This window comes from Macellibacteroides fermentans (genome assembly GCF_013409575.1).
Taxonomy (GTDB): Bacteria; Bacteroidota; Bacteroidia; order Bacteroidales; family Tannerellaceae; genus Macellibacteroides; species Macellibacteroides fermentans.
Genome location: NZ_JACCCY010000003.1, coordinates 737842 through 759239 on the forward strand (window position 1 = coordinate 737842; position 21398 = coordinate 759239).

Below are 21398 nucleotides of genomic sequence, written 5' to 3' on the forward strand. Positions count from 1 at the left end.
AATCCTTAATAAAAAGTCAGAATGAAATATTGTACAATTATTTTTCAAGCCATAGATTAATAGTTTTAATCACCTTGTCTCGTAAGGAATCGGGCAGAGTATTAATCCTTGCCCGGTGACTTCCTTTCGGTTGGATGGCAACAAACATATTTTTCTTCCCATCTAACTTGGTAATACCTACGGAAGTCCACGGATCATATTCGCCGTATACGAAGATTAGGCGAGGATCGCTTGTTGCAATAAAATTTGTCAGTTTCTTATAAAGCTCCGGTTGGAATTGGATAGTTATTCCTTCGGGTAACATAATCCGTTGCAAATAGTCTTTAGCTGTTCGGATGAAAAGAAGATCCTTAAAGGGCTCTATTTCGTAACCATAATATCCTAATTCGCGTGCAGCCTGAATAAAGAATGCCTGAGTAGGTTGACCGGTGGCAAAATAATCTGGACCGCTAATCTCTGTCAGGTGTTTGAATAAAACCTCAGTGGTTGCCGAGTTGGCAGGAATCTGGCTTGCAGGTGTTCCCCACTGCCAGAAAGCAAATGAATATTCCAATACACAGTAGTCAAGTACTTCATTCATGGATATGCGGAAAGATAGCTGCTTTTCCATGCAAAACTTTTCCATGAGGGGTATTATTTCACCTCTTCTTTTCAGCACTTCACGCTGAAAAGACAAAATAGCCTGACGAGTTTTTTTATCTCCTACTACATTTAGAAACGGTTCGTGCCTGCCGTCTTCTGCCGACCGGCTTACAGGTGCTACATAGGGTACGGTGATATCTACATCGTTCGGAAAGAAAGCCCGGTAGATCAGAGCTGTTTGCCCTCCTTTGCTAATACCCGTGCTAATCCATTTTTGAGGATAAATTTGTTTAAACAGAGTGGTGATAAGATGTAGGTCTGAAGCCGAATTCTGTGCAGTCAGGTATTGCCAGTCTACGGTGTCTGGAACGGATCCGGAAAAATACCGATGCTCTACGAAGACTGTATTAGTCTGAAAGAGTCCGGCTAACTCATCCCGATAGCGAGGGTTTAGAGCATAGTCGCCACCGTATCCTTCGGTTACAAGCACTGTTGGACGGTCGAAGCCTTCGTGACTGATTACCACACGTTGGGTAAACGACCCTTTTTCGGGATGTTTATGATCCAGGGGTTGCCTAATAGTAACAACATATTTTTCTGAGGAATAATCGGAAGGCAGGCTATCTACGGTAATAACTCCCTTCAGGGTACAAAGTTTTTGATAGAGCTCCTTGTTGGATGCGTTAGCCGAGACTATAACCAACAATAGCAGCAGGAGCAGGTGGCTGATACGTTTCATTTGTAAGTATTTGTGTTTTGTTCTTCTTCTTTTCTGAAATTAATAGCTTTGTAGTTGGCTATATTCCTTAACAGGCCTTCGTATTTGGCCCGTTTTACAGCCGACCCTTTAAAAATGCGAGTATATTGTTCGCGGGAGAGGGCATACCATTTATCCGCAGTCATCTCAGCCAGTTCTTCTTTCATCTTAAAGGACTCTTCTGTTGTTGGTCTGGCGAAACGGTTCCAGGGACATACCTGCTGACAGGTATCACATCCGTAAATACGGTTGCCGATGAGAGGAGCAAGCTTTTCCGGGATCTCATTTCTATTCTCAATCGTTAGATAAGAGATACATTTGCCTGCGTTTAATGTTCGGGGAGCTTCTATGGCCCTTGTAGGACATGCCTCCATACATCGTGTACATTTTCCACACATACTTTCCATCGGACGATCCGGAATAAGGATTAGGTCTGTTACGATTTCACCCAGAAAAAAATAGGATCCTTTGCCGGGGATTATCAGGTGGGTATTCTTTCCTATCCAACCAAGTCCGGCTTTCCAAGCCCAATATCTTTCCAGAATTGGAGCTGAGTCTGTAAAACAACGGGCATTGATACTGACTTCACGACGTAGATAATCAACCAATTCGTTTAGTTTTTCTTTAATCACATCGTGATAATCACGTCCGTATGCATAGTATGCAAGTTGTGGTACATCTTGTGGCTGTAGGTCGGCCGGATAATAATTCAAAGCAACCGAAATAATGGAACGGGCGCCTTCCAGTAACCCGGATGGGTTTAAACGGACGTTACGGTAATTCTCCATAAAGGTCATGCCTGCATGCATTCCGTTTGCCAGCCAGGTGTCAAAATAGATTGCTTCACTTTCTGCAGGGGCTCCCTCTGCGATTCCGCAGGCAGCGAAGCCTAACCTAAGTGCTTCCTCCTTTATTTTTTGCTCAAGATTCATTCAATTGTTTTAAACTCATATCCATTTTGCTGCAACCATTCAATCGCCCGCGGAAGAGCCCCTTTCATGTTTACTTCCGATTTTAACGAATCGTGAAACACAATGATGGAACCATTCCGTGTATAGTTCTTCACTACGTTTAAAACTCCGTTGGGCGTCATGTGTGGACTATAATCACGTGTAACAACGTCCCACATAATGATTTTGTAGCTGCTTCGAAGCATTAATACTTGCGGAAAACGCATGTGTCCGTGTGGAGGACGAAATAAGTTACTTTTTATCAACTCTGCAGCCTTTTTTACATTGGCTACGTAATTTTTAGTCCAGAAACGGATTCCCTGAATATGGTTGAATGTGTGATTACCAACACGGTGACCACGATCCAATATCATCTGATAAACCTCCGGATATTTTCGGACATTATCGCCAACACAAAAAAATGTAGCTTTAATGCCATATCGGTCCAGGGTATCTAAAACCCAAGGGGTAATCTCGGGAATAGGTCCGTCGTCGAATGTGAGATAGACACATTTCTTGTCCGACGGAATTCTCCAGATTACCCCTGGGAACAACGCTCTGTAAAAGAACGGGGGTTGTTCTATAAACATACCTTATTTATCTGCGTACGGAACTATATGCCATACGGTAATTATCAAATTCTTCCTGGAATGCTTTGCCATATTCAGGATCGTACTGTTTTCCGATTCTTAAAATTTCTTGCAAAACAGCCAGATTATGTTCTACATCTCCCATTACAGAAGCCATCTGATTTGGGTTTAACCTGAAATACCAGCGAAGGCTTCGAAGTGAATTATCGGCAATACCGTTATAAACTGCTTCTGCTTTTTCTTTCTGGTTGAGCGTAAAGTAGAACTCACCGATAGAAAGGGCACTGTAATCCAATGGAACCGTTTTTGCCGGTAGAACTTCCATGGCTTTATCAAGGACTTTCAATGCCTTGTCATTTTTGCCTTCTGCAATAAGCGTTCCTGCCAATTTGCTGAACAGAGCCATACGGAAGCTTTTACACATACGCATGGTATTTTCGTCCAGATAAACATCCGGATTATTTACGCCTCCCCATTTAAACTTGTTCATTACATTGTCGTACATCTTCTCAGAGTTTACTGCCTTGTTTGTTCCTTTGGTACTCATCGGCACAATCTGATAGGCGAGTCCGGTTTGCTGGAAGTAACCGTCTAGTTTTACAAACTGATCGGGACTTACTGTCACAGCATAATAAATAGGACGCTCCCAATTGTTGGTTTGTAACATATCCAGTACAATGAGTTCCTGTTTACCCAACACCTCTTTTTCTTTCAGGTCAATCGTCATCTCATTCAACATTAATGCTGAGTCGGCCGGCTGAATCACTCCATGTTTTAGAGCAGCAGCTGTATCAACCTTATAAAGCAATGTTTGCGAAGGAATATAATCCAAAGGCTGACTAATGCCAGGAATTTTTTTGTATTTAGGATCATTGCTTTTTACAAAGCTCAGCGCGGTATTAAGATCAATAGGCTGATCAGTCATCGGGAAGATATATGCCACGTCACGCGTGCCCTGAATGTAGTCGGCTCTATCCCATGAGATAGGAAGGGGTTTCGACTCATAAGCCTCTCGCTTCATCTGATCGATATACCAGTCTGTCTGTAAATAGCTCGTATTACAAACCCTAATGTCGGTACGAATACCTTCCACCTCCTGTGCATACCATAATGGGAAGGTGTCGTTATCGCCATTTGTAAATATTACGGCATTTGGCTCACAAGATTCAAGGTAGTTAATTCCAAAATCTCTTGCTGCATAACGTCCAGAGCGATCGTGGTCGTCCCAGTTCTGGGCTGCCATCTGAATAGGAACGAACAAGCTGGCAACCGTCGCAACTGAAGCAGCAGCAACTGCAGGAAGCTTGCCATATTTCTCCAGGATTTTAGCTAACCCTGCCACTCCGAATCCAATCCAAATACAGAAAGCATAGAATGATCCGGCATAGGCATAGTCGCGCTCACGCGGTTGATACGGAGTCTGATTCAGATAAAGCACAATGGCGATACCTGTCATAAAAAAGAGGAAGAAAGTCACCCAAAAGGATTGTATTCCCTTTTCTCCGGCATAAGCCTGATATAGTAATCCGATAATTCCTAACAGCAGCGGCAACAAATAGTATACATTGTGACCTTTATTGTTGGCAATATCATAAGGCATATCATCCTGTGGTCCAACCATCACGGAATCGATTGCTTTAATGCCTGTAATCCAGTTTCCTTTATCTACTTCTCCATTTCCCTGAATATCATTCTGTCTGCCGGAGAAATTCCACATGAAATACCTCCAATACATGAAATTAAGCTGATAAGTGAAGAAAAAGCGGATGTTTTCGGCAAAAGTGGGTTTCATTACCGTCACTCGTTCACCACAACGGTCAAACTGTACAGGTTCGCCTTTTACCTGTGCCCATTCCTGGTATGCGCTTACATGACGTCCGTCACCACTATGCATACGGGGGAAGAGCATATTAAGTTCGTCAATATATTCGTATTCCGATTCGTAGCGGGATACGTAATATTTATCCTTTTCTGTTTTGTCTTTTTTAATTACTCTACTCCAGGTAGGTGCACCTTCCTTTGTTACAGCAGCACAACTTCCTCCCTGATTCTGTCGTTTTACTTCAGATACATAGGTTTGTCCATAAATCAACGGAGTTTTACCATATTGTTCGCGGGCAAGGTAAGTACGCAAAGTGAATATATCTTTGGGTGAGTTCTGGTCCATCGGTGTTTCTGCCGATGATCTGACGAGGATAAGCGCATACGATGAATAACCTACCACAATTACCAAAAGCGACACCAGGATGGTATTCATCACTTCAATGCTTGTTCTTTTAGATAGGAACAGATATGCAGTGAGTGCTGCAATCAGTAAAATACCAATAACATAACCACTTCCGATAAATGGAATTCCAATCAGCGTAACTGAAAGAATAAAGGCAATGTTCATACGAGCCTTGTTTGGGTTGGAGGTCATTGTCTCATAGATTGCCCAGGCGATTACACCCAGTAAAACTACAACATAAGCAAATACCCCCGAATTATATGGCATGCCCATTCCATTTACAAATAAAAGCTCGAACCAACCACATACTTCTACCAATCCTTGCACAACACCGTACATCATAACGGCAATAATGGCAAAAGAAATGAATAGGGCTACAAATGTTCCTTTGAGGGTAGGATTCGGATATTTTTTATAGTAATATACTAATACTATGGCTGGAATACAAAGCAAGTTAAGCAAGTGAACACCAATACTTAACCCCATCAGGTAGGCAATCAGTACCATCCATCTATCGGCATGAGGTTTATCTGCCACGGCTTCCCACTTCAGGATCAACCAAAAAACAACGGCCGTGAAAAGGGACGAATAAGCATATACCTCACCCTCAACGGCACTGAACCAGAAGGTGTCACTAAATGTATAGGCCAATGCTCCAACAAGTCCGCTACCCATGATGGTGATAAGCTGAGAGTTGGATATTTCTTCTCCTTCGTTTACCAATATCCGGTGGGCAAGGTGGGTTATACTCCAGAAAAGGAATAAAATGGTAAGTCCGCTAAACAGGGCACTCATCGAGTTGACCATTACCGCCACCTGAGAAGGATCGGATGCAAACTGAGTGAAGAGATTGGCTGTTAGCATAAAGAAGGGGGCACCCGGCGGATGTCCTACTTCCAGTTTGTAGGCCGAAGAAATAAACTCACCGCAATCCCAGAAGCTAGCGGTAGGTTCCATTGTCATCAAATAAACGATGGAAGAGATGGCAAAGGTTACCCATCCCAGCACGTTGTTGATTAGTTTATATTTTCCCATACGATAGTATATAGTGAATAATTAATTCAATTTATCTGCCTTTTTGCTGAGGCAACGGCCACAAAGGTAAGAAATAACCTTAATTTCAACGTTCTGTAAGTCTTTAAATTGCGAATAGAATACTAAAAATATGTATAAAATGAATAGTATAAAAAAACCAGGTATCAGAAATCTAAATTCCGATACCTGGTAATATTATAATTAAGTTGAATCTGTTGACTTCTTACAGCGTTTTAACAACAAGGTTACGCCATAGAACTTTAATTCCGCCGCCATCATGAATTTGAAGGGCGATACGTCCTTTACCCTTACCGATTTTTTCGTCAGTAAAGTTAACCATCTCCTGTCCGTTCAGAATTGTTGTAACATTATCTCCCTTAACTTTGATAACCATTGTGTTCCAATCACCTTGTTTCAGAATATTTTCTTTATCATCGTCAATCTGGATCAACCAGCCTCTGCCATATGATTCATAGATACCACCAGTATCCATGCCCTTAGGAGCTACTTCAACCTGCCAGCCATTCACTTTTACGCTATCTCCAACTGTAGAGCGGATAAAGATTCCTGAATTGCCATCTGCTTCCTGTTTGAATTCGGCAGTTAATTCGAAATCGTCGAAATATTCGCGTGTTGCAAGGTAGCCGTATTGTTTATCAGGACCGCTTTCGCAGATTAGCAGGCTGTCTTTCACATACCATTTTTCTGTTCCGTAAACTTCCCAACCTGTAAGGTCTACGCCATTAAACAGCACCACTTCCTTTGTTTTTCTGGGAAGTTCCTTAATTTTAATATTACGGAAAGATGCAGGATAACCATGGTCTTGTAGACAAATTACGCCCTTCTTGGCTAGTCCGTATTCTGGGGCATGACTCCATTTGCCGCTGTTCTTTCTGGCATACCAGTCGTCGGTCCAAGCTTCGAATTCCAGAATTTTAACTCCATTCAGCCAATGTTCAACATGACCATTATCAAAAACAATTTTTGAATTATTCCATTCTCCCTGAGGATTTACCTTCATTTTGCTTGTGTCTGGTAAATACATGGCATAATCTACGCCAAGTTTTTGCCAGTCTTCCAATGGTTCGGCAAAGTTAGGTTCATCAATAAGTTGATATTCCGGACCGGTAACATAAGGAACAGCAAAGTCTGGACGTTCTACAACGTGGTACAACATACCGCTGTTACCACCCTTAGACAATTTCCAGTCCCACGAAAGTTCGAAGTTTTCATATTCTTTATCAGTCACGATATAGCCACTGGCATCGCTTCCTTGTCCGTTAGCCTGGATGCATCCATCAACTACACCCCACGGTTGAGTTAAAGTAGTACCATTGTAATCTTTCCATCCGGCCATAGTTTTACCATCGAAAAGTAATTTCCAGCCATCGGCTTCTTCTTGTGGTGTGAGTACGTTTTGTGGAGCTTCTCCGCAACTTACAAATGTAAGTAGGCAGGCTGCAGCGCAGCTAAAGAAAACTCCCATGCGGTTCGAGTCTTTCTTTAAAAATTTCATGAGCATTATAGATTTTAAAATGAGTTCACAAACATAGTTAATTATTTTGTATTATGCCACTTATCTTTTATAAAATGATTCAAAAGTGATTACGTATTTCACTTTTTTGAAATCCTTTCATAGTATGGTAATCTGTCTATCGGAGCGTTGACCTGTATAGTTTTCGGTCCTTTAAATTTTTTACCGGTATCGTCTTTCCAGGTTCCCTTTGGTAATTTTACACTACGAGTATGCTCCTTTGTTATAATGGGGGCAACCAAGTATTTGTCACCAAGCATAAATTGGTCTTTGCAGGAGGCAAATCCCTGATGAGGAAACTCGTATTCCATGTGCCGGATAATGGGTTCGCCGCTCTTAGCCGAATGGTGAGCTTGCTCCAGAATATAGTTTCCCATCTTCTGATGTAAATGTGCATAATTCCTGCATATTTCCAAATGCTCCGGATCAAGAATACGCCATGGAGCAACTGAAAACTGCATCATAGGCATTAGTGCGTGAACCTGGCATGACCGGACTATTAGATCTTGATCCAGCTTTGATTGATCAATATTCAGAAATGAGCCGAATTGACCGCCTCCGATCATATCCGGACATGTATACGAATAGCCAAGTAAACCCGCCGAGATCATGTCGGTAATTAATAATCCTACCGCATTCCATGAATAATCTTTGTCTCCCAGACGTTGAACTAATGCCTGACCTCCCATTTTCCATCCTGCCCGATACTCATTGAAAGGGAAATCCAGCCCTATTTTAGCCCAATATTCGCACATGTCGACAGAAGTTGCTGACTTATCATAAAATTCAAGTGTCGAATCGGTAAAGTGGCTTATATCGCCAGCATCAAACTTGAAGCCATCCACACCATATTTTTCCTGCAGGTCTTTCAACTGTTTTTTCAGATGTGCCACTGCTTTGGGATTACTCAAATCATAGCAAGCACTAAATCCGTTCCACCACGAAATTATGGCAGCCTCTTTTGTTCCTTTTCTTTTGATGAGAAATCCCTTTTGCTGCAGATCGCGGAATTCGGGACTATCGGGACTTACAAAAGGACATACCCATAACATGATACGAAAACCTTCTTTATGTAAGCGCTCAATCATCCCTTTCGGATCAGGGAACCGATCTGGTTTAAAATCGAAATTTCCGTAATACTTCTGCCAGTTGTCGTCAACCATAAATACGCCTGTCGGAAAATTGTGTTTAAGCACATTATCTGCATAAGCCAGAATATCTTCCTGATTTTGATTGTACATTAGTTCAATCCACGTATTATATTGCGGCATGGAGAAAAAGAGCGGGTCTGGGATCACTCCGGAAGGAGGAAAAAATCTTGAAGACGCAACAGCATAAGCCTCTTTCAATGTACTACCTGCTTGAAATGGACTTATTTTTTCATACTGAGAATAGATATGTATATTGCCAGCTTCGGTTTTAAAAGAGAAAGGTCTGTCGCTCCATACAACCCTGCCTTTGGATGATAAGAACAGAGGAACATTCTGGTTGTTTAGATTTTCTTGAGAAAGATCAATTAGTCGAAGTTCATTTCTATAGGGCATTTTAGACCCCAGGGCAACCATCCCTCCCCACCAATCTTCACCCTCTTGAGAGGATATTATTGTTTCATACTTGTTTTGTGCCATACAAGGCAATATCATAAACAGCGTAATGAAAGAAAGAATCAGCTTTTTTTGTAAATACATATTAGTTTAGTTTTCTAAATGATATAATGGCGTTTGTTTTGAATAGATTTCTGCAAATATACGATTTAGAAAATAATTTTAACCACGCGACCAGTACTTAGCGTAGTCTATTTTGGGATAAAGACTCCTCTTTATATAAAATGAAAGAGGGTGACTCACCTGAATGATATCACCCTCTATTTTGTTTTACAAGAAAATCTATGATTTCCCTTTTACAACTTACAATTTAGGACCTGCAGCCACTAATGCTTTTCCAGCTTCGTTTCCTGTAAACTTCGCAAAGTTTTTAATGAAACGGGCAGCCAGATCCTGAGCCTTTGTATCCCAGGCAGAAGCATCTGCATAAGTATCGCGTGGGTCAAGAATCTTAGGATCTACACCTGGAAGAGCTGTGGGAACTTCAAATGAGAAGTAAGGAATTGTTTTAGTTTCTGCCTTATCGATAGAACCATCTAAGATAGCATCGATAATACCACGTGTATCTTTAATAGAGATACGTTTGCCGCTACCATTCCATCCGGTATTTACCAAATAGGCTGTAGCTCCAGATTTTTGCATTTTCTTTACCAATTCTTCACCATACTTTGTTGGGTGCAATGACAAGAATGCAGCACCGAAACAAGCTGAGAAAGTAGGAGTTGGTTCAGTAATACCTCGTTCTGTTCCAGCCAATTTAGCTGTAAATCCAGAAAGGAAATAATACTGTGTTTGTTCCGGAGTAAGAATAGATACCGGAGGCAATACACCAAAAGCATCAGCCGACAAGAAGATAACCTTCTTTGCGGGACCAGCCTTTGATACTGGTTTTACAATATTCTCGATATGATAGATCGGGTAAGAAACACGTGTGTTTTCAGTTACAGATTTATCATCGAAATTGATTTTGCCATCGGCTGCTACAGTTACGTTTTCAAGCAGAGCATCGCGTTTGATTGCATTCCAGATATCTGGTTCATGTTCCTGGCTAAGGTTGATAACCTTTGCATAGCAACCGCCTTCAAAATTGAATACACCTTCGTCGTCCCATCCGTGTTCGTCGTCACCAATAAGCTGACGTTTCGGGTCTGTAGACAAAGTTGTCTTACCTGTTCCTGAAAGACCGAAGAAGATAGCTGTTTCGTCTTTTTCGTTTGTGTTGGCAGAACAGTGCATTGAAGCCATTCCCTGTAAAGGCAACAGGTAGTTCATATATGAGAACATCCCTTTCTTCATTTCACCACCATACCATGAGCCACCGATTAACTGAATTTTTTCAGTAAGGTTGAACACAACGAATGTTTTTGAGTTCAAGCCCAGCTCTGCATAGTTGTCGCCGGCATTACATTTTGAACCGTTCATTACTACGAAGTCAGGTTCGCCATAGTTAGCCAGTTCTTCTTCTGTAGGACGGATGAACATATTTTTAACGAAGTGAGCCTGCCAGGCAACTTCCATAATGAAACGAACTTTAATGCGTGAGCTTTCGTTTGCACCGCAAAAAGTATCAACAACAAATAAACGCTTGTTTGAAAGCTCGTTCTGAACGATTGCTTTAAGTTTTCCCCAAGTTTCAACAGAAAGTGGTTTGTTGTCGTTTTTGTATTCGTCGGAAGTCCACCAGATAGTATCTTTGGTAGTTTCGTCCATTACAAAAAATTTGTCCTTAGGTGAACGACCTGTGTAAACTCCGGTCATTACATTTACGGCACCCATTTCTGTAACCTGACCTACTTCAAAACCTTCTAGACCTGGCTTTGTTTCTTCTGCGAACAGTTGTTCGTAAGACGGATTGTGTACTATTTCGGTAGTACCAACAATGCCGTACTTGCTTAAATCTAAATTAGCCATTTTGATAATTAGTTAAATTGATTGACTTATATAACTTTTCTAATACTCTAAATATCACAAGAAATTACATTACTCTTGCATGATGACGTTACAAAAGTAATATAATTTCTTTTAAGTAAAAAACAATTAAAGAAATTTTTCAGTAATTATTCTTTGACCTGCCAAACTTCTCCACTCATTAATATATCGTTAAGTTTAAGATTGGGCTTTTTAGTTTGAACAGCCTCCATTTGTTTATACAATTCTTCACCATAAACGGGAGCTTCTACGGCGCGTATCACTCCTAAAGCTACCGGCATTTCACCACCCATCATTGAAAGAAGAAGGTGCATGGTATTATCATGAGTTGTAGCATCGTGAACCAGAATGTCATCAAGAGTGTAGCCATCCTGGCCGATTGTAACAGCCTTAAGCTTTAATCCGTCAAGGACCAATCCTTTATCGTTATCTTTCCCGAACAGCATTTTTTCACCATGACGCAGGAAAATGGTACGTTCGGCTCTGTATTCCTTATCCGCTATGTCTTTGTGAGTACCATCATTAAAAATAACGCAGTTCACTAAAACTTCTACGACGGAGGTTCCTTTGTGTTTAGCAGATGCGGCCAATATATCAGTCGAGTTTTTTAAATCCACATCAATGCTCCGGGCAAAGAAAGTTCCACGTGCCCCAAGGGTCAGTTCTGCAGGTACAAAAGGTTCTTCTATAGTACCAAGTGGAGAACTCTTGGATACGAATCCTCTGTCGGATGTAGGAGAATACTGCCCTTTGGTAAGACCGTAAATCTTGTTGTTGAATAATACAATGTTCATATCAACATTTCTACGCACCACATGGATAAAATGATTCCCACCGATTGCCAGGCAGTCGCCATCTCCGGTTATCAACCAAACGGAAAGGTCTGGATTGGCTGTCTTAACACCTGTAGCAATCGCAGCACCACGACCGTGAATGGTATGGAATCCATAGGTGTTCATGTAATAAGGTAAACGCGATGAACAACCAATACCCGAAATCACAGCTGTTTTATGCGGAGGAATCGATAATTCGGCCATCGCTTTATGAAGACAGTTTAGCACAGCATGGTCTCCACAACCCGGACACCAACGTACGTACTGGTCGCTCTTATAGTCTTTTGCTACGTATTTAGCATATTTTACTTCTATACTCATGGTTTATGCCTCCAAAATTTTCGTTAATTCCTCAACTAATCTAGCAACAACAAAGGGTTGTCCTTTAACACGGTTAAACTGGAAAGGATTGAATCCCGGAATTTTTCCCCGTAAGTAATTGGCAAACTGACCGTTGTTCTGTTCAACCACCACCACTTTCTTGTAACGGCTTATCAGCTCAGCTGTATTTCTGGGAAGAGGTTGGATAAATTTAAAGTGAGCCATGGCAACCTTTTTACCTTCAGCCTGCATATCTTCCATGGCTTCATACAGGTGACCATAGGTACCACCCCAACCAATAACAAGCAGATCGGCATCTTTGTCTCCGCATACTTCCTGCTCGGGTATGTAATCGGCTATTTTATCAATCTTAGCCTGACGAACATTTACCATTTTCTGGTGATTGGCAGGATCGGTGGATATAGCACTTGTTTCGTAATCTTTTTCCAGGCCACCGATACGGTGCATGAACTCATTCATACCAGGGATAGCCCAATAACGAACTAATGAATCTTTATCTCGACGATAAGGTTTCCATGGAGCTTCTTCTTTGTAGTTGGTCACATAATTCGGAGTGATTGACGGATAGGTATCCAAATCTGGAATTTTCCAGGCAGATGATCCATTGGCAATAAACGAATCGGTAAGCAAAATAACAGGTGTCATATGCTCTACGGCAAGTTTTCCTGCCCAGAATGCAGCATCAAAGCAATCGGTTGGAGTAGAGGCTGCAAGTACTACTGCCGGACTTTCGCCGTTACGTCCATATAGAGCCTGCATAAGGTCTGTTTGTTCGCTTTTAGTCGGCATCCCGGTTGACGGGCCTCCTCGTTGTACATCGATAACAACCAGCGGAATTTCAGATATAACAGCTAATCCGATGGCTTCACCCTTAAGGGCAAGACCTGGACCTGAAGTAGAAGTGGCTGCCAGGCAACCTGCAAAGCTTGCACCGATTGCTGTACAGATACCTGCAATTTCATCTTCAGCCTGAACGGTGATAACGCCAAGATCCTTGCGTTTAGCCAATTCGTGTAAGATATCGGTTGCCGGAGTAATGGGATAACTGCCTAGGAAAAGTCTTAATCCTGCTTTTTCTGCAGCGGCAATCAAACCATAGGAAGTTGCCTTGTTTCCATTTACGTCTGTATAGTAAGCTGGTTCAACAGTCGTACTTTCAATACGGTATGTAGAAACAGTTGCGTGTGTATTATGACCGTAGTTGTAGCCATCAGTAAGGGCTTTGATATTTGCCTTTACAATGGTTGGTTTTTTAGCAAACTTATTTTGCAACATATGCATCGCCTCTTCGAGTGGGCGCTCAAACAGCCAACAAACCAATCCAAGGGCAAACATATTTTTACAGCGTAAAGCCGATTTATTATCCAATTCAAATTCAACCAAGCCATCTTTAACCATGGATGAAATTGGAACAGCAACAACTTGTACACTGTTCAATCCTAATTCTGCAAACGGGTCTTCCGTTACAAACTGGGCTTTGGTAAGATCATTCTTTAAAAATGAATCAGTGTCAATAATTACAATTGCATTTGGTTTAATTTGCTTTACATTAACCTTCAAAGCGGCTGGATTCATAGCAACCAATACATCCGCTTTATCTCCAGGTGTATAAATTTTTCTTGATCCCAGGTGAACCTGAAACCCTGATACACCACTAAGCGTTCCTTGCGGAGCACGTATTTCTGCCGGAAAGTCGGGGAATGTTGAAATATCATTTCCCAAAATTGCAGACAGATTTGAAAAGATTGTTCCGGTTAATTGCATACCGTCTCCCGAGTCTCCCGAGAAACGAACAACAACCTTTTCCAACGTCGTAACTTTCGTTTGTTCTGCCATAATAATTTATATAAGCTTTTATTCTCTGATTGCCATTGTTTATGATCGCGTTGCAAAGGTAAAAAAATTAAACTTTGAACGGTGAACAAAATTACAATTTTATCTGTTTTAATCCTAAAAAGCCGACAAATAGATACTAATATCGGCCGAAGAAAGATTAAAATGATTTGCTACATAGCGATTCACCGGCTTGCCGCCGTACATATATATTCCAGCTCTGAACCCCATGTCAGCCTTTATAAGTGCCTGGACAGACCCCATGTCTCCTATGGAGAATAGCATGGGAACAAAAATGTTACTGAATCCCATAGCGGTTGTTCGGGCTACATAATTGCTGACATTCGATTTACAATAATGAAAAATTCCATATTGCTGAAAAACAGAAGGATCAGAAGAGGTTAATCCACAAGTTGTTTCAAAACACCCTCCTTGGTTAACACGAAGATCGATAATCAATGCTCCTTTTTTCATCGAGCTGATCATCTCTTCGGCAATTACATATCTTTTACGTGAATTTATATAACGCATAGCGCCGATAACAACATCAGCCGATCGGAATGCATTATGTAGCACGTTGGGTTGAAAATTAGATGTAAACAACGACTGACCCAATACTTGCTGTATGGTTCGTAACTTGTTGATATCTTCATCAAACACCTTTACCATGGCTCCCATTCCTAAAGCTGCACGGGCGGCAGCAGTTCCTGCTATTCCGGCTCCCACAATAACAACTTCAGTGGGTGGTACTCCCGAAATTCCACCAAACAGCAATCCTTTACCTCCACGGGCGTTACTTAACATTTCGGCTGCAATGGAGATTGAAGCTTTACCTTCAATCTCGGAAATGATATTGAGTACCGGCAATTTGTTCTGGTCGTCGGCCAACAGCTCATAACCTATTGCATTGATCCGTTTGCCCATCATTAGTTCGAATGCTTCGGGAGCAAACGAATTTAACTGTACCATGGAGAACAACGTAGATCTTGGTTTCATTAAAGCAACTTCGCCTGGTAACGGAGGAAGAATTTTCAAAATTAAATCGGCCTGATAAACCTCCTGAGGGGTTGCAACTATTTCGGCACCTGCTTCAGAGAAATGATTGTCGGAATAGTTTATGCCAAGACCCGCATTTGTTTCAACAACTACACGATGGCCACAATCCGTAAGCATATCAACAGCTTCGGGTGTAAGTGGCAGTCGCCTTTCTTCTTCGTTTCGTTCACGAGGAATGCCTATAAGCAACCGATTGCCCATCTTGCTTATCTCCTTTAATAGTTCCTGAGGAATATACTTCCCCTGACTACATCTACCTCCTGTCAGATCCATAGTGTAATATCTTTTCCAATGCATTAGCTATTGAGAGTACATCCGTGTCTGTCTCCATTGCCTCTGCTTCAAAAACAACATCTGCCTGCTCATAATTGTTTTTTCTTTTTAGCAATGTTTCACGTATGTAATCCATGAGTTCTTCTTTATTCTTGTCTTTAAGCAGCGGACGTGTCCCTTTGCACAATTCCAGCCGATTGGTCAATTCCGGAACCGAAACCTTTAGATATACGGTCGTTCCGTGGGCTTTCATATATTCCATATTGTCAAAAAAACAGGGAGTCCCTCCTCCGGTAGAGATTATAACATCTTCGAAGGTGGCTACCTCACGTAACATCTTTTGTTCAATTTCCCGGAAGCCGGCCTCACCTTTTTCTGTAAAAAGCTGTTGAACAGATTTTAGGTATCTGCTTTCAATGTAATGATCCAGGTCAACAAATGTGAGTCCCATATTTTTTGAAAGACACACACCTACAGACGTTTTGCCCGCTCCCATAAAACCGATAAGAAATATACGTTTCATCCCAAATTGAACTATTTTTTGCAAATGTAGTTTTTTATAAAGCAATTCGGTCAACCAGAATAAAATAATTGCACGGATCGCGTCACAAAACTCCTACGATTATAATTCAACTTGTTTTTTAGATAACAAAAAGGCTAAAAGCTTTATCCGACTTATTTCAACCCAAAATATAGTCTATCTTTGCAGAGATAAATAATCTATAATGGCAAAAAATAAGTTCTACGTAGTTTGGAAAGGATTGAATCCCGGAGTGTATGATAGCTGGAATGCCTGTAAGATGCAGGTTGAAGGTCAGGATGGCGCTAAATACAAATCTTTCGAAACGAGAGAAGAGGCTTATGCTGCCTTTGAAAAAGATTTCAAGGAATTCATAAAACCGGCTTCTGCCACACGAACAATGCAGAAACTTCCTGTTTTAAATGGCGGCAGACCCATACTTGACAGCATTGCAGTAGATGCCGCGTGCAGTGGCAATCCCGGCTTGATGGAGTACAGAGGTGTATATACGGCAACCAAGCAAGAGCTATTTCGTATCGGCCCTTATGAACAGGGAACAAACAATATTGGAGAGTTCCTGGCTCTGGTGCACGGCCTTGCTTTTTTGAAACAAAAGAATAGCCCTCTTCCTATTTATTCAGACAGCAGAAATGCGATTATGTGGGTCCAAAAAAAGAAATGTAAAACATTATTGGAAAGAGAACCTCGAAATGAAGTTATCTTTAACCTGATTGAAAGAGCTGAGAAATGGCTTCATGAAAATGAATACTCAACGACCATCCTTAAATGGGAAACGTCGGAATGGGGAGAAATCCCAGCTGATTTTGGACGAAAATAGGTCTTACCTGGTTATTTGTTCTGTTTTTTTGTCGCCTCAAGAATAAGCCGAATGCATTTTTCTTTGTCGAATCCACGCACGTTGGCATATTCTTCTCCTAAAACAGTGTAGATGTGTTCATTCCCATTTAGACGTTCAAAGTTTTTGCATCCTGTTCTCATATTTATTTTTCCGAAAGACATTCTGTTCAGGTCTATGATTTCCACCTGAATTTCACCGTCCGTTTCTTTAAATAATATATTACCCCCCGAATAGTCTTTGTGCAAAAAACCATTTTCATGCAGCATGGCAGTGGTCCGGGCAATAGCTTTCAGAATACTTGTCTCGTTTTGGAAAGTTTGCTTGAATAGGTCGCGGTATTCAAACGGACACGATGATTTTTTACTTACAAAGTAACTTTTGTCGAACAACCAATTTTGGCTGTATTCTATATAAGCTACCGGAAGAGGAGTCTTAATGCCTGCTTTTAATAATTTAAAAGCATTGTCATAGGCTCTTTGAGCTTTTGATGCCCTTAAAAATCCATAAATTATCCGGTTTATCCATATCGGCCTTTTGTAGGACTTAACAATATATTCATCACCATCTACAGCAAACATTTTAAGTTCATTTCTTCCTTTATATATGATAGTTCCCATTTTATCGAACTGAAAAGGCAATGAATTTAAGAAGGTTGTAAGGTGTTTGAAGTAGGGATTCACGGCGACCGACTTCTTACAGAATAAATTGGTCATCCTGTTATACATACGTGACCAACTACGATACTGTCGTAACGGACCGTTTAGCTCTTTTAAGAAAAAATCGGCGTGACGATTATTTAATGTTTCAATAACGTGCTTCTTTAGTTTTCTATCAGTCATCCGTTTTGAATTTGGACGGATTCGATAGTATAATCCGATACAAGGTAATTTTACAACCTTTCCTCCGTCTTTTAGTACTGAAATCCAGAATTCCCAATCTTCTCTGGCTATAATAGTTTCACAGTATCCTCCGGCTTTTATCCAGTCACTTTTCCTGAACAGGGCGCTGACTGGAATAATGTTTTTTCTTGCAATTAGGGAAAGGGAGAAGTCTGGTAAAATCCATTCGCTGTTCTTCTCTCCAATAAACATCATTCTCGAGTATACAACTTTGACATCATCTTGAGTATCCAGCACTTTTACCGCACTTTCAAAAAAATCAGGACCAATCAAATCGTCCGAATCCAAAGGAAAGATATATTCACCCTTGGCAAGCGATATGGCATGGTTGCGGGCTGCAGCCACACCTTTATTGGTTTGGCTGTAAAAAAAGATTGATGGGTGCTGCTCCGATAATTTTTTGCCAATCAAGGGAGACTTATCAGACGAACCATCGTCCATCAATATAATTTCTATATTCGGATAGGTCGACTGTAATACAGAGTTGACCGTTTCTTCCAGATAGTCTTCCATATTATAGACAGGAATCACTACCGAAACTAAAGTTTTTTTAATCATTTCAATCGGCCTGTCAAATTTTATCGTAACCTTTCGTCCATTTAATCCAGTAATATTTTAACGGATTTGTATATTTTAGCTGTTTCCAGGGCCTGCTGCTATGGGGTTGATGCAAAACGGGCAACGTAGTGAACAGGTAATTGTTAAAGCCTAACTGCAACGATTTGTGAGAAATCGTAACATCGTGCCAGGACTTTTCAGGGTTTAGTTCTTCAAAACTATATTTGTTAAGAAAATCGGGTTTTAAAAGCGAACAACAGAAGCTTACGTGTTTACGAGTAGAAAATACGCTGTTTTCTTTTCCTTTAGCATATAGATAAGGGTAATTGATTGCTCCCTGGCTATCAACCGTTACAGCTGCGGCAATACCACAATCCTTACGGATGACCGACTCGTCGAATAACTTCTGAAGCGTGTCTGGTGCGACCGTTACATCCGATTCAACAATAATAAGTGCTGCGTTTTCTTGAATGGCTTCTTTTTGCGCCATCTGCAAAATTAAAAGATAATTAGGAGAGGGATGATCCGTAATATCTGCAATGTTGACAAGCGTAAAGCCATACGTTCCGGAAGCTTCTTTAAGTAATTCGGTGTTTTCCGGAGTGCTGAAATCATTGTAAACCATGTACGAAAATGGAACAGATAGTTGTGAGGCGGTAATCGCCTTGATGGTCTGCAAAGTTAACTCTATCGAGTCCTTTACAGGAGTAATAATATTCATCTTTTTCATACCATATTCCATTTTAATCCATTTCTTTACATGCTAAGAGTCTGATAAGCAGAGAACCTAAAAACTCACTCTATTCTCTATACGATCATGTATTGTCTTATCTTTCTACAAATCTGTGCAAAAGTAATAAAACTTTCTAATGAGCCAATCATATCTTTGGACATTGGCATTCTTTCAAGTACTTTTGCCTCATAAATGAAGATTAAATAGAACATAAGGGATGAAAATCATTGCAGACAATACAATTCCCTACCTGCAAGGAATTGCCGAAACTTTTGCGGAAATTAGTTATATTTCGCCTGAAGAGTTTACGCACGACAGAATAAAAAACGCCGATGCACTTATAATCCGCAGTATCGATAAATGTACACAACAGATTCTGGAGGGAACAAGTATAAAGCTTATAACGACTGCTACCATTGGTTTTGATCATATTGATACCGCATATTGCGATAAAGCAGGTATTGCCTGGGCCAATGCCCCCGGATGCAATGCGGATTCCGTTGCTCAATATGTGCTGGCATCTCTTATTACATTATCTATCCGCAATAATATAGATCTGAAAAATAAGACATTAGGAATTGTAGGAGTAGGGCATGTTGGAAAGGCTGTAGAACGGGTGTGTAAAGCCTATGGGATGAATATTCTGCGGAACGACCCTCCCCGTGAAGAGCAGGAGGGTTCAGCCGGTTTTGTTTCTCTTAAGACAATTGCCGAAGAAAGTGATATAATTACGTTTCATGTTCCTTACACTGTATCTGGCATTCATGCAACCAAGCATCTGGCAAACGAGGCGTTCTTTGCAGAAGTGAAGAAGAAGCCATGGTTTATTAACACCTGCAGGGGAGCAGTGCATGATACAACAGCTTTGCTAAGGGCAAAACGGGAAGGCATTGTATCCGAACTTATCATAGACTGTTGGGAAAACGAACCCCATATTGATTTACAGCTGTTGGACGCTGCTTCTATAGCCACGCCTCATATAGCCGGATTTTCGGCAGATGGAAAAGCTAACGGAACACGCGCCTGTCTTCAAACAATCGGTAATTTCTTTCGTATTCCCATTGAAAAGATTGGAGAAGTTGTTCCTCCTCTACCGGAAGAGCCGGTAATTGATCTTGATTTATTTACCTCCCGACGGATGGAACAGGCTGTGCTGAAAACCTTTTGTCCGGAAACAGTAGACCGGATGTTACGCAATGCTCCTCATGATTTTGAGTCGCTACGAAATAATTACAACCATCCAAGAGAGTACAAAGCCTATACATTATTAAATATAAAGGAAGAAGAGATCTTTCTGTCGGATCTGTTAGGGTTCAATCGGTAAGTACCTTTTCTATTATTTCAGGATACCATTTATGTTCGAGCTGGTGTATTCTTTCGCATAACGACTCGGGGGTGTCATCCGCAAATACGGGGCATTCGGCCTGAAATATAATCGGTCCTTCATCATAATGCTCGTCAATATAATGGATGCTGATTCCTGATTTTGTTTCGCCGGAAGCAATTACGGCCCGATGAACATGCATGCCGTACATCCCTTTTCCCCCGAATTTGGGAAGTAAAGCCGGATGAATATTTATTATTTTGTGCGGATAAGCCGCAAGTAAATTATCCGCAATTTTAGACATGAAGCCGGCAAGTACAATAAAATCAATTTGATATGTTTTTAAGATATCAAGAATGGCTTCTCCCGATTCAAACTCTTCTTTCGAGAAAGAGATTGAGGGTGTATTCAGTTTTTTAGCCCGTTCGTGAACCCCGGCTCCTTGTTTATTGGAGAGTACGATGGCGACTTTAAAAAATTCACTATTAGAGAAATATCGGATAATATTCTCCGCATTCGTTCCTGAACCGGAGGCAAAAATGGCTAAACTCTTCATTAATTCTAGGTTTTAATGCACAAGAAAAGAAAAAATGTGCAGTTTTCCACATTTTTAGTACATAATATTTGTTTTGTAACATAAAAAATTCTTTTCTTTGCACTGCAAATTTAAAAAGTAAATTCGTATTAATTAATCTAAATTGAAAAAGTTATGTCTGAAGTTGCATCAAGAGTAAAAGCGATTATCGTAGATAAGTTAAGTGTTGAAGAAACAGAAGTTACAAACGAAGCAAGCTTTACTAACGATTTAGGAGCAGACTCTCTTGACACAGTAGAATTGATTATGGAGTTCGAAAAAGAATTCGGTATCTCAATTCCTGATGATCAAGCAGAAAAGATTACAACTGTTGGTGATGCTGTTGCTTATATCGAAGCAAACGCAAAGTAATCCTTTTACGTTGA

17 protein-coding genes are annotated in these 21398 nt (G+C 40.9%); 3 read left to right on the forward strand and 14 right to left on the reverse strand.

What is annotated here, in order from left to right; genetic code table 11:
* Positions 1–37 precede the first annotated feature (37 nt).
* The 11 genes from F5613_RS12375 to F5613_RS12425 form a co-directional block, all read right to left on the reverse strand.
* On the reverse strand, positions 38–1321 hold the full coding sequence (locus F5613_RS12375) for a S28 family serine protease (RefSeq protein ID WP_179399967.1): 1284 nt from the start codon (positions 1319–1321) through the stop codon (positions 38–40).
* Positions 1318–2271, reverse strand: a complete 954-nt coding sequence (gene queG, locus F5613_RS12380) for a tRNA epoxyqueuosine(34) reductase QueG (protein ID WP_179399968.1) — start codon at positions 2269–2271, stop codon at positions 1318–1320. The genes F5613_RS12375 and queG overlap by 4 nt, the downstream gene beginning before the upstream one ends.
* Positions 2268–2879, reverse strand: a complete 612-nt coding sequence (locus tag F5613_RS12385; RefSeq protein WP_079682233.1) for a polysaccharide deacetylase family protein — start codon at positions 2877–2879, stop codon at positions 2268–2270. Before F5613_RS12385 ends, queG begins: the two co-directional genes overlap by 4 nt.
* 7 nt (positions 2880–2886) lie before the next feature.
* Positions 2887–6141: a glycosyltransferase family 117 protein gene (locus F5613_RS12390; RefSeq protein WP_179399969.1), complete on the reverse strand. Its 3255-nt coding sequence runs from the start codon at positions 6139–6141 to the stop codon at positions 2887–2889.
* Positions 6142–6364: 223 nt separating this feature from the next.
* Positions 6365–7657: a 3-keto-disaccharide hydrolase gene (locus F5613_RS12395; protein WP_079682231.1), complete on the reverse strand. Its 1293-nt coding sequence runs from the start codon at positions 7655–7657 to the stop codon at positions 6365–6367.
* A 98-nt stretch (positions 7658–7755) separates the two neighbouring features.
* Entirely contained in the window at positions 7756–9363 is a 1608-nt protein-coding gene (locus F5613_RS12400; protein ID WP_179399970.1) for a glycoside hydrolase family 31 protein, read from the reverse strand.
* Between the two features lie 219 nt (positions 9364–9582).
* On the reverse strand, positions 9583–11190 hold the full coding sequence (gene pckA / locus F5613_RS12405) for a phosphoenolpyruvate carboxykinase (ATP) (RefSeq protein ID WP_068185118.1): 1608 nt from the start codon (positions 11188–11190) through the stop codon (positions 9583–9585).
* Positions 11191–11336: 146 nt separating this feature from the next.
* Entirely contained in the window at positions 11337–12362 is a 1026-nt protein-coding gene (locus F5613_RS12410; RefSeq protein WP_068185124.1) for a 2-oxoacid:ferredoxin oxidoreductase subunit beta, read from the reverse strand.
* Between the two features lie 3 nt (positions 12363–12365).
* Positions 12366–14219 (reverse strand): 2-oxoacid:acceptor oxidoreductase subunit alpha, encoded by a 1854-nt coding sequence (locus F5613_RS12415; protein ID WP_179399971.1) that lies wholly within the window; start codon positions 14217–14219, stop codon positions 12366–12368.
* Positions 14220–14333: 114 nt separating this feature from the next.
* On the reverse strand, positions 14334–15545 hold the full coding sequence (locus tag F5613_RS12420) for an alanine dehydrogenase (RefSeq protein ID WP_179399972.1): 1212 nt from the start codon (positions 15543–15545) through the stop codon (positions 14334–14336).
* Entirely contained in the window at positions 15526–16068 is a 543-nt protein-coding gene (locus F5613_RS12425; protein WP_179399973.1) for a shikimate kinase, read from the reverse strand. The genes F5613_RS12420 and F5613_RS12425 overlap by 20 nt, the downstream gene beginning before the upstream one ends.
* 202 nt (positions 16069–16270) lie before the next feature.
* Between F5613_RS12425 and F5613_RS12430 the strand changes: the two genes are divergently transcribed.
* Complete coding sequence (locus F5613_RS12430) at positions 16271–16903, forward strand: ribonuclease H1 domain-containing protein (RefSeq protein ID WP_179399974.1); 633 nt, start codon at positions 16271–16273, stop codon at positions 16901–16903.
* Between the two features lie 11 nt (positions 16904–16914).
* Here F5613_RS12430 and F5613_RS12435 read toward each other — a convergent pair whose 3' ends face one another.
* Positions 16915–18381, reverse strand: coding sequence for a glycosyltransferase (locus tag F5613_RS12435; protein WP_179399975.1), 1467 nt, complete (start codon positions 18379–18381; stop codon positions 16915–16917).
* Between the two features lie 13 nt (positions 18382–18394).
* On the reverse strand, positions 18395–19111 hold the full coding sequence (locus tag F5613_RS12440) for a glycosyltransferase family 2 protein (protein WP_179399976.1): 717 nt from the start codon (positions 19109–19111) through the stop codon (positions 18395–18397).
* A gap of 220 nt (positions 19112–19331) precedes the next feature.
* Here F5613_RS12440 and pdxB point away from each other — a divergent pair, with 220 nt between their 5' ends.
* Positions 19332–20438: a 4-phosphoerythronate dehydrogenase PdxB gene (gene pdxB / locus F5613_RS12445; RefSeq protein WP_079682216.1), complete on the forward strand. Its 1107-nt coding sequence runs from the start codon at positions 19332–19334 to the stop codon at positions 20436–20438.
* Here pdxB and purN read toward each other — a convergent pair.
* Complete coding sequence (gene purN / locus F5613_RS12450) at positions 20428–20994, reverse strand: phosphoribosylglycinamide formyltransferase (RefSeq protein WP_179399977.1); 567 nt, start codon at positions 20992–20994, stop codon at positions 20428–20430. The genes pdxB and purN overlap by 11 nt on opposite strands.
* Before the next feature lie 153 nt (positions 20995–21147).
* Between purN and F5613_RS12455 the strand changes: the two genes are divergently transcribed.
* Entirely contained in the window at positions 21148–21384 is a 237-nt protein-coding gene (locus F5613_RS12455) for an acyl carrier protein (RefSeq protein WP_009860668.1), read from the forward strand.
* Positions 21385–21398 lie beyond the last annotated feature (14 nt).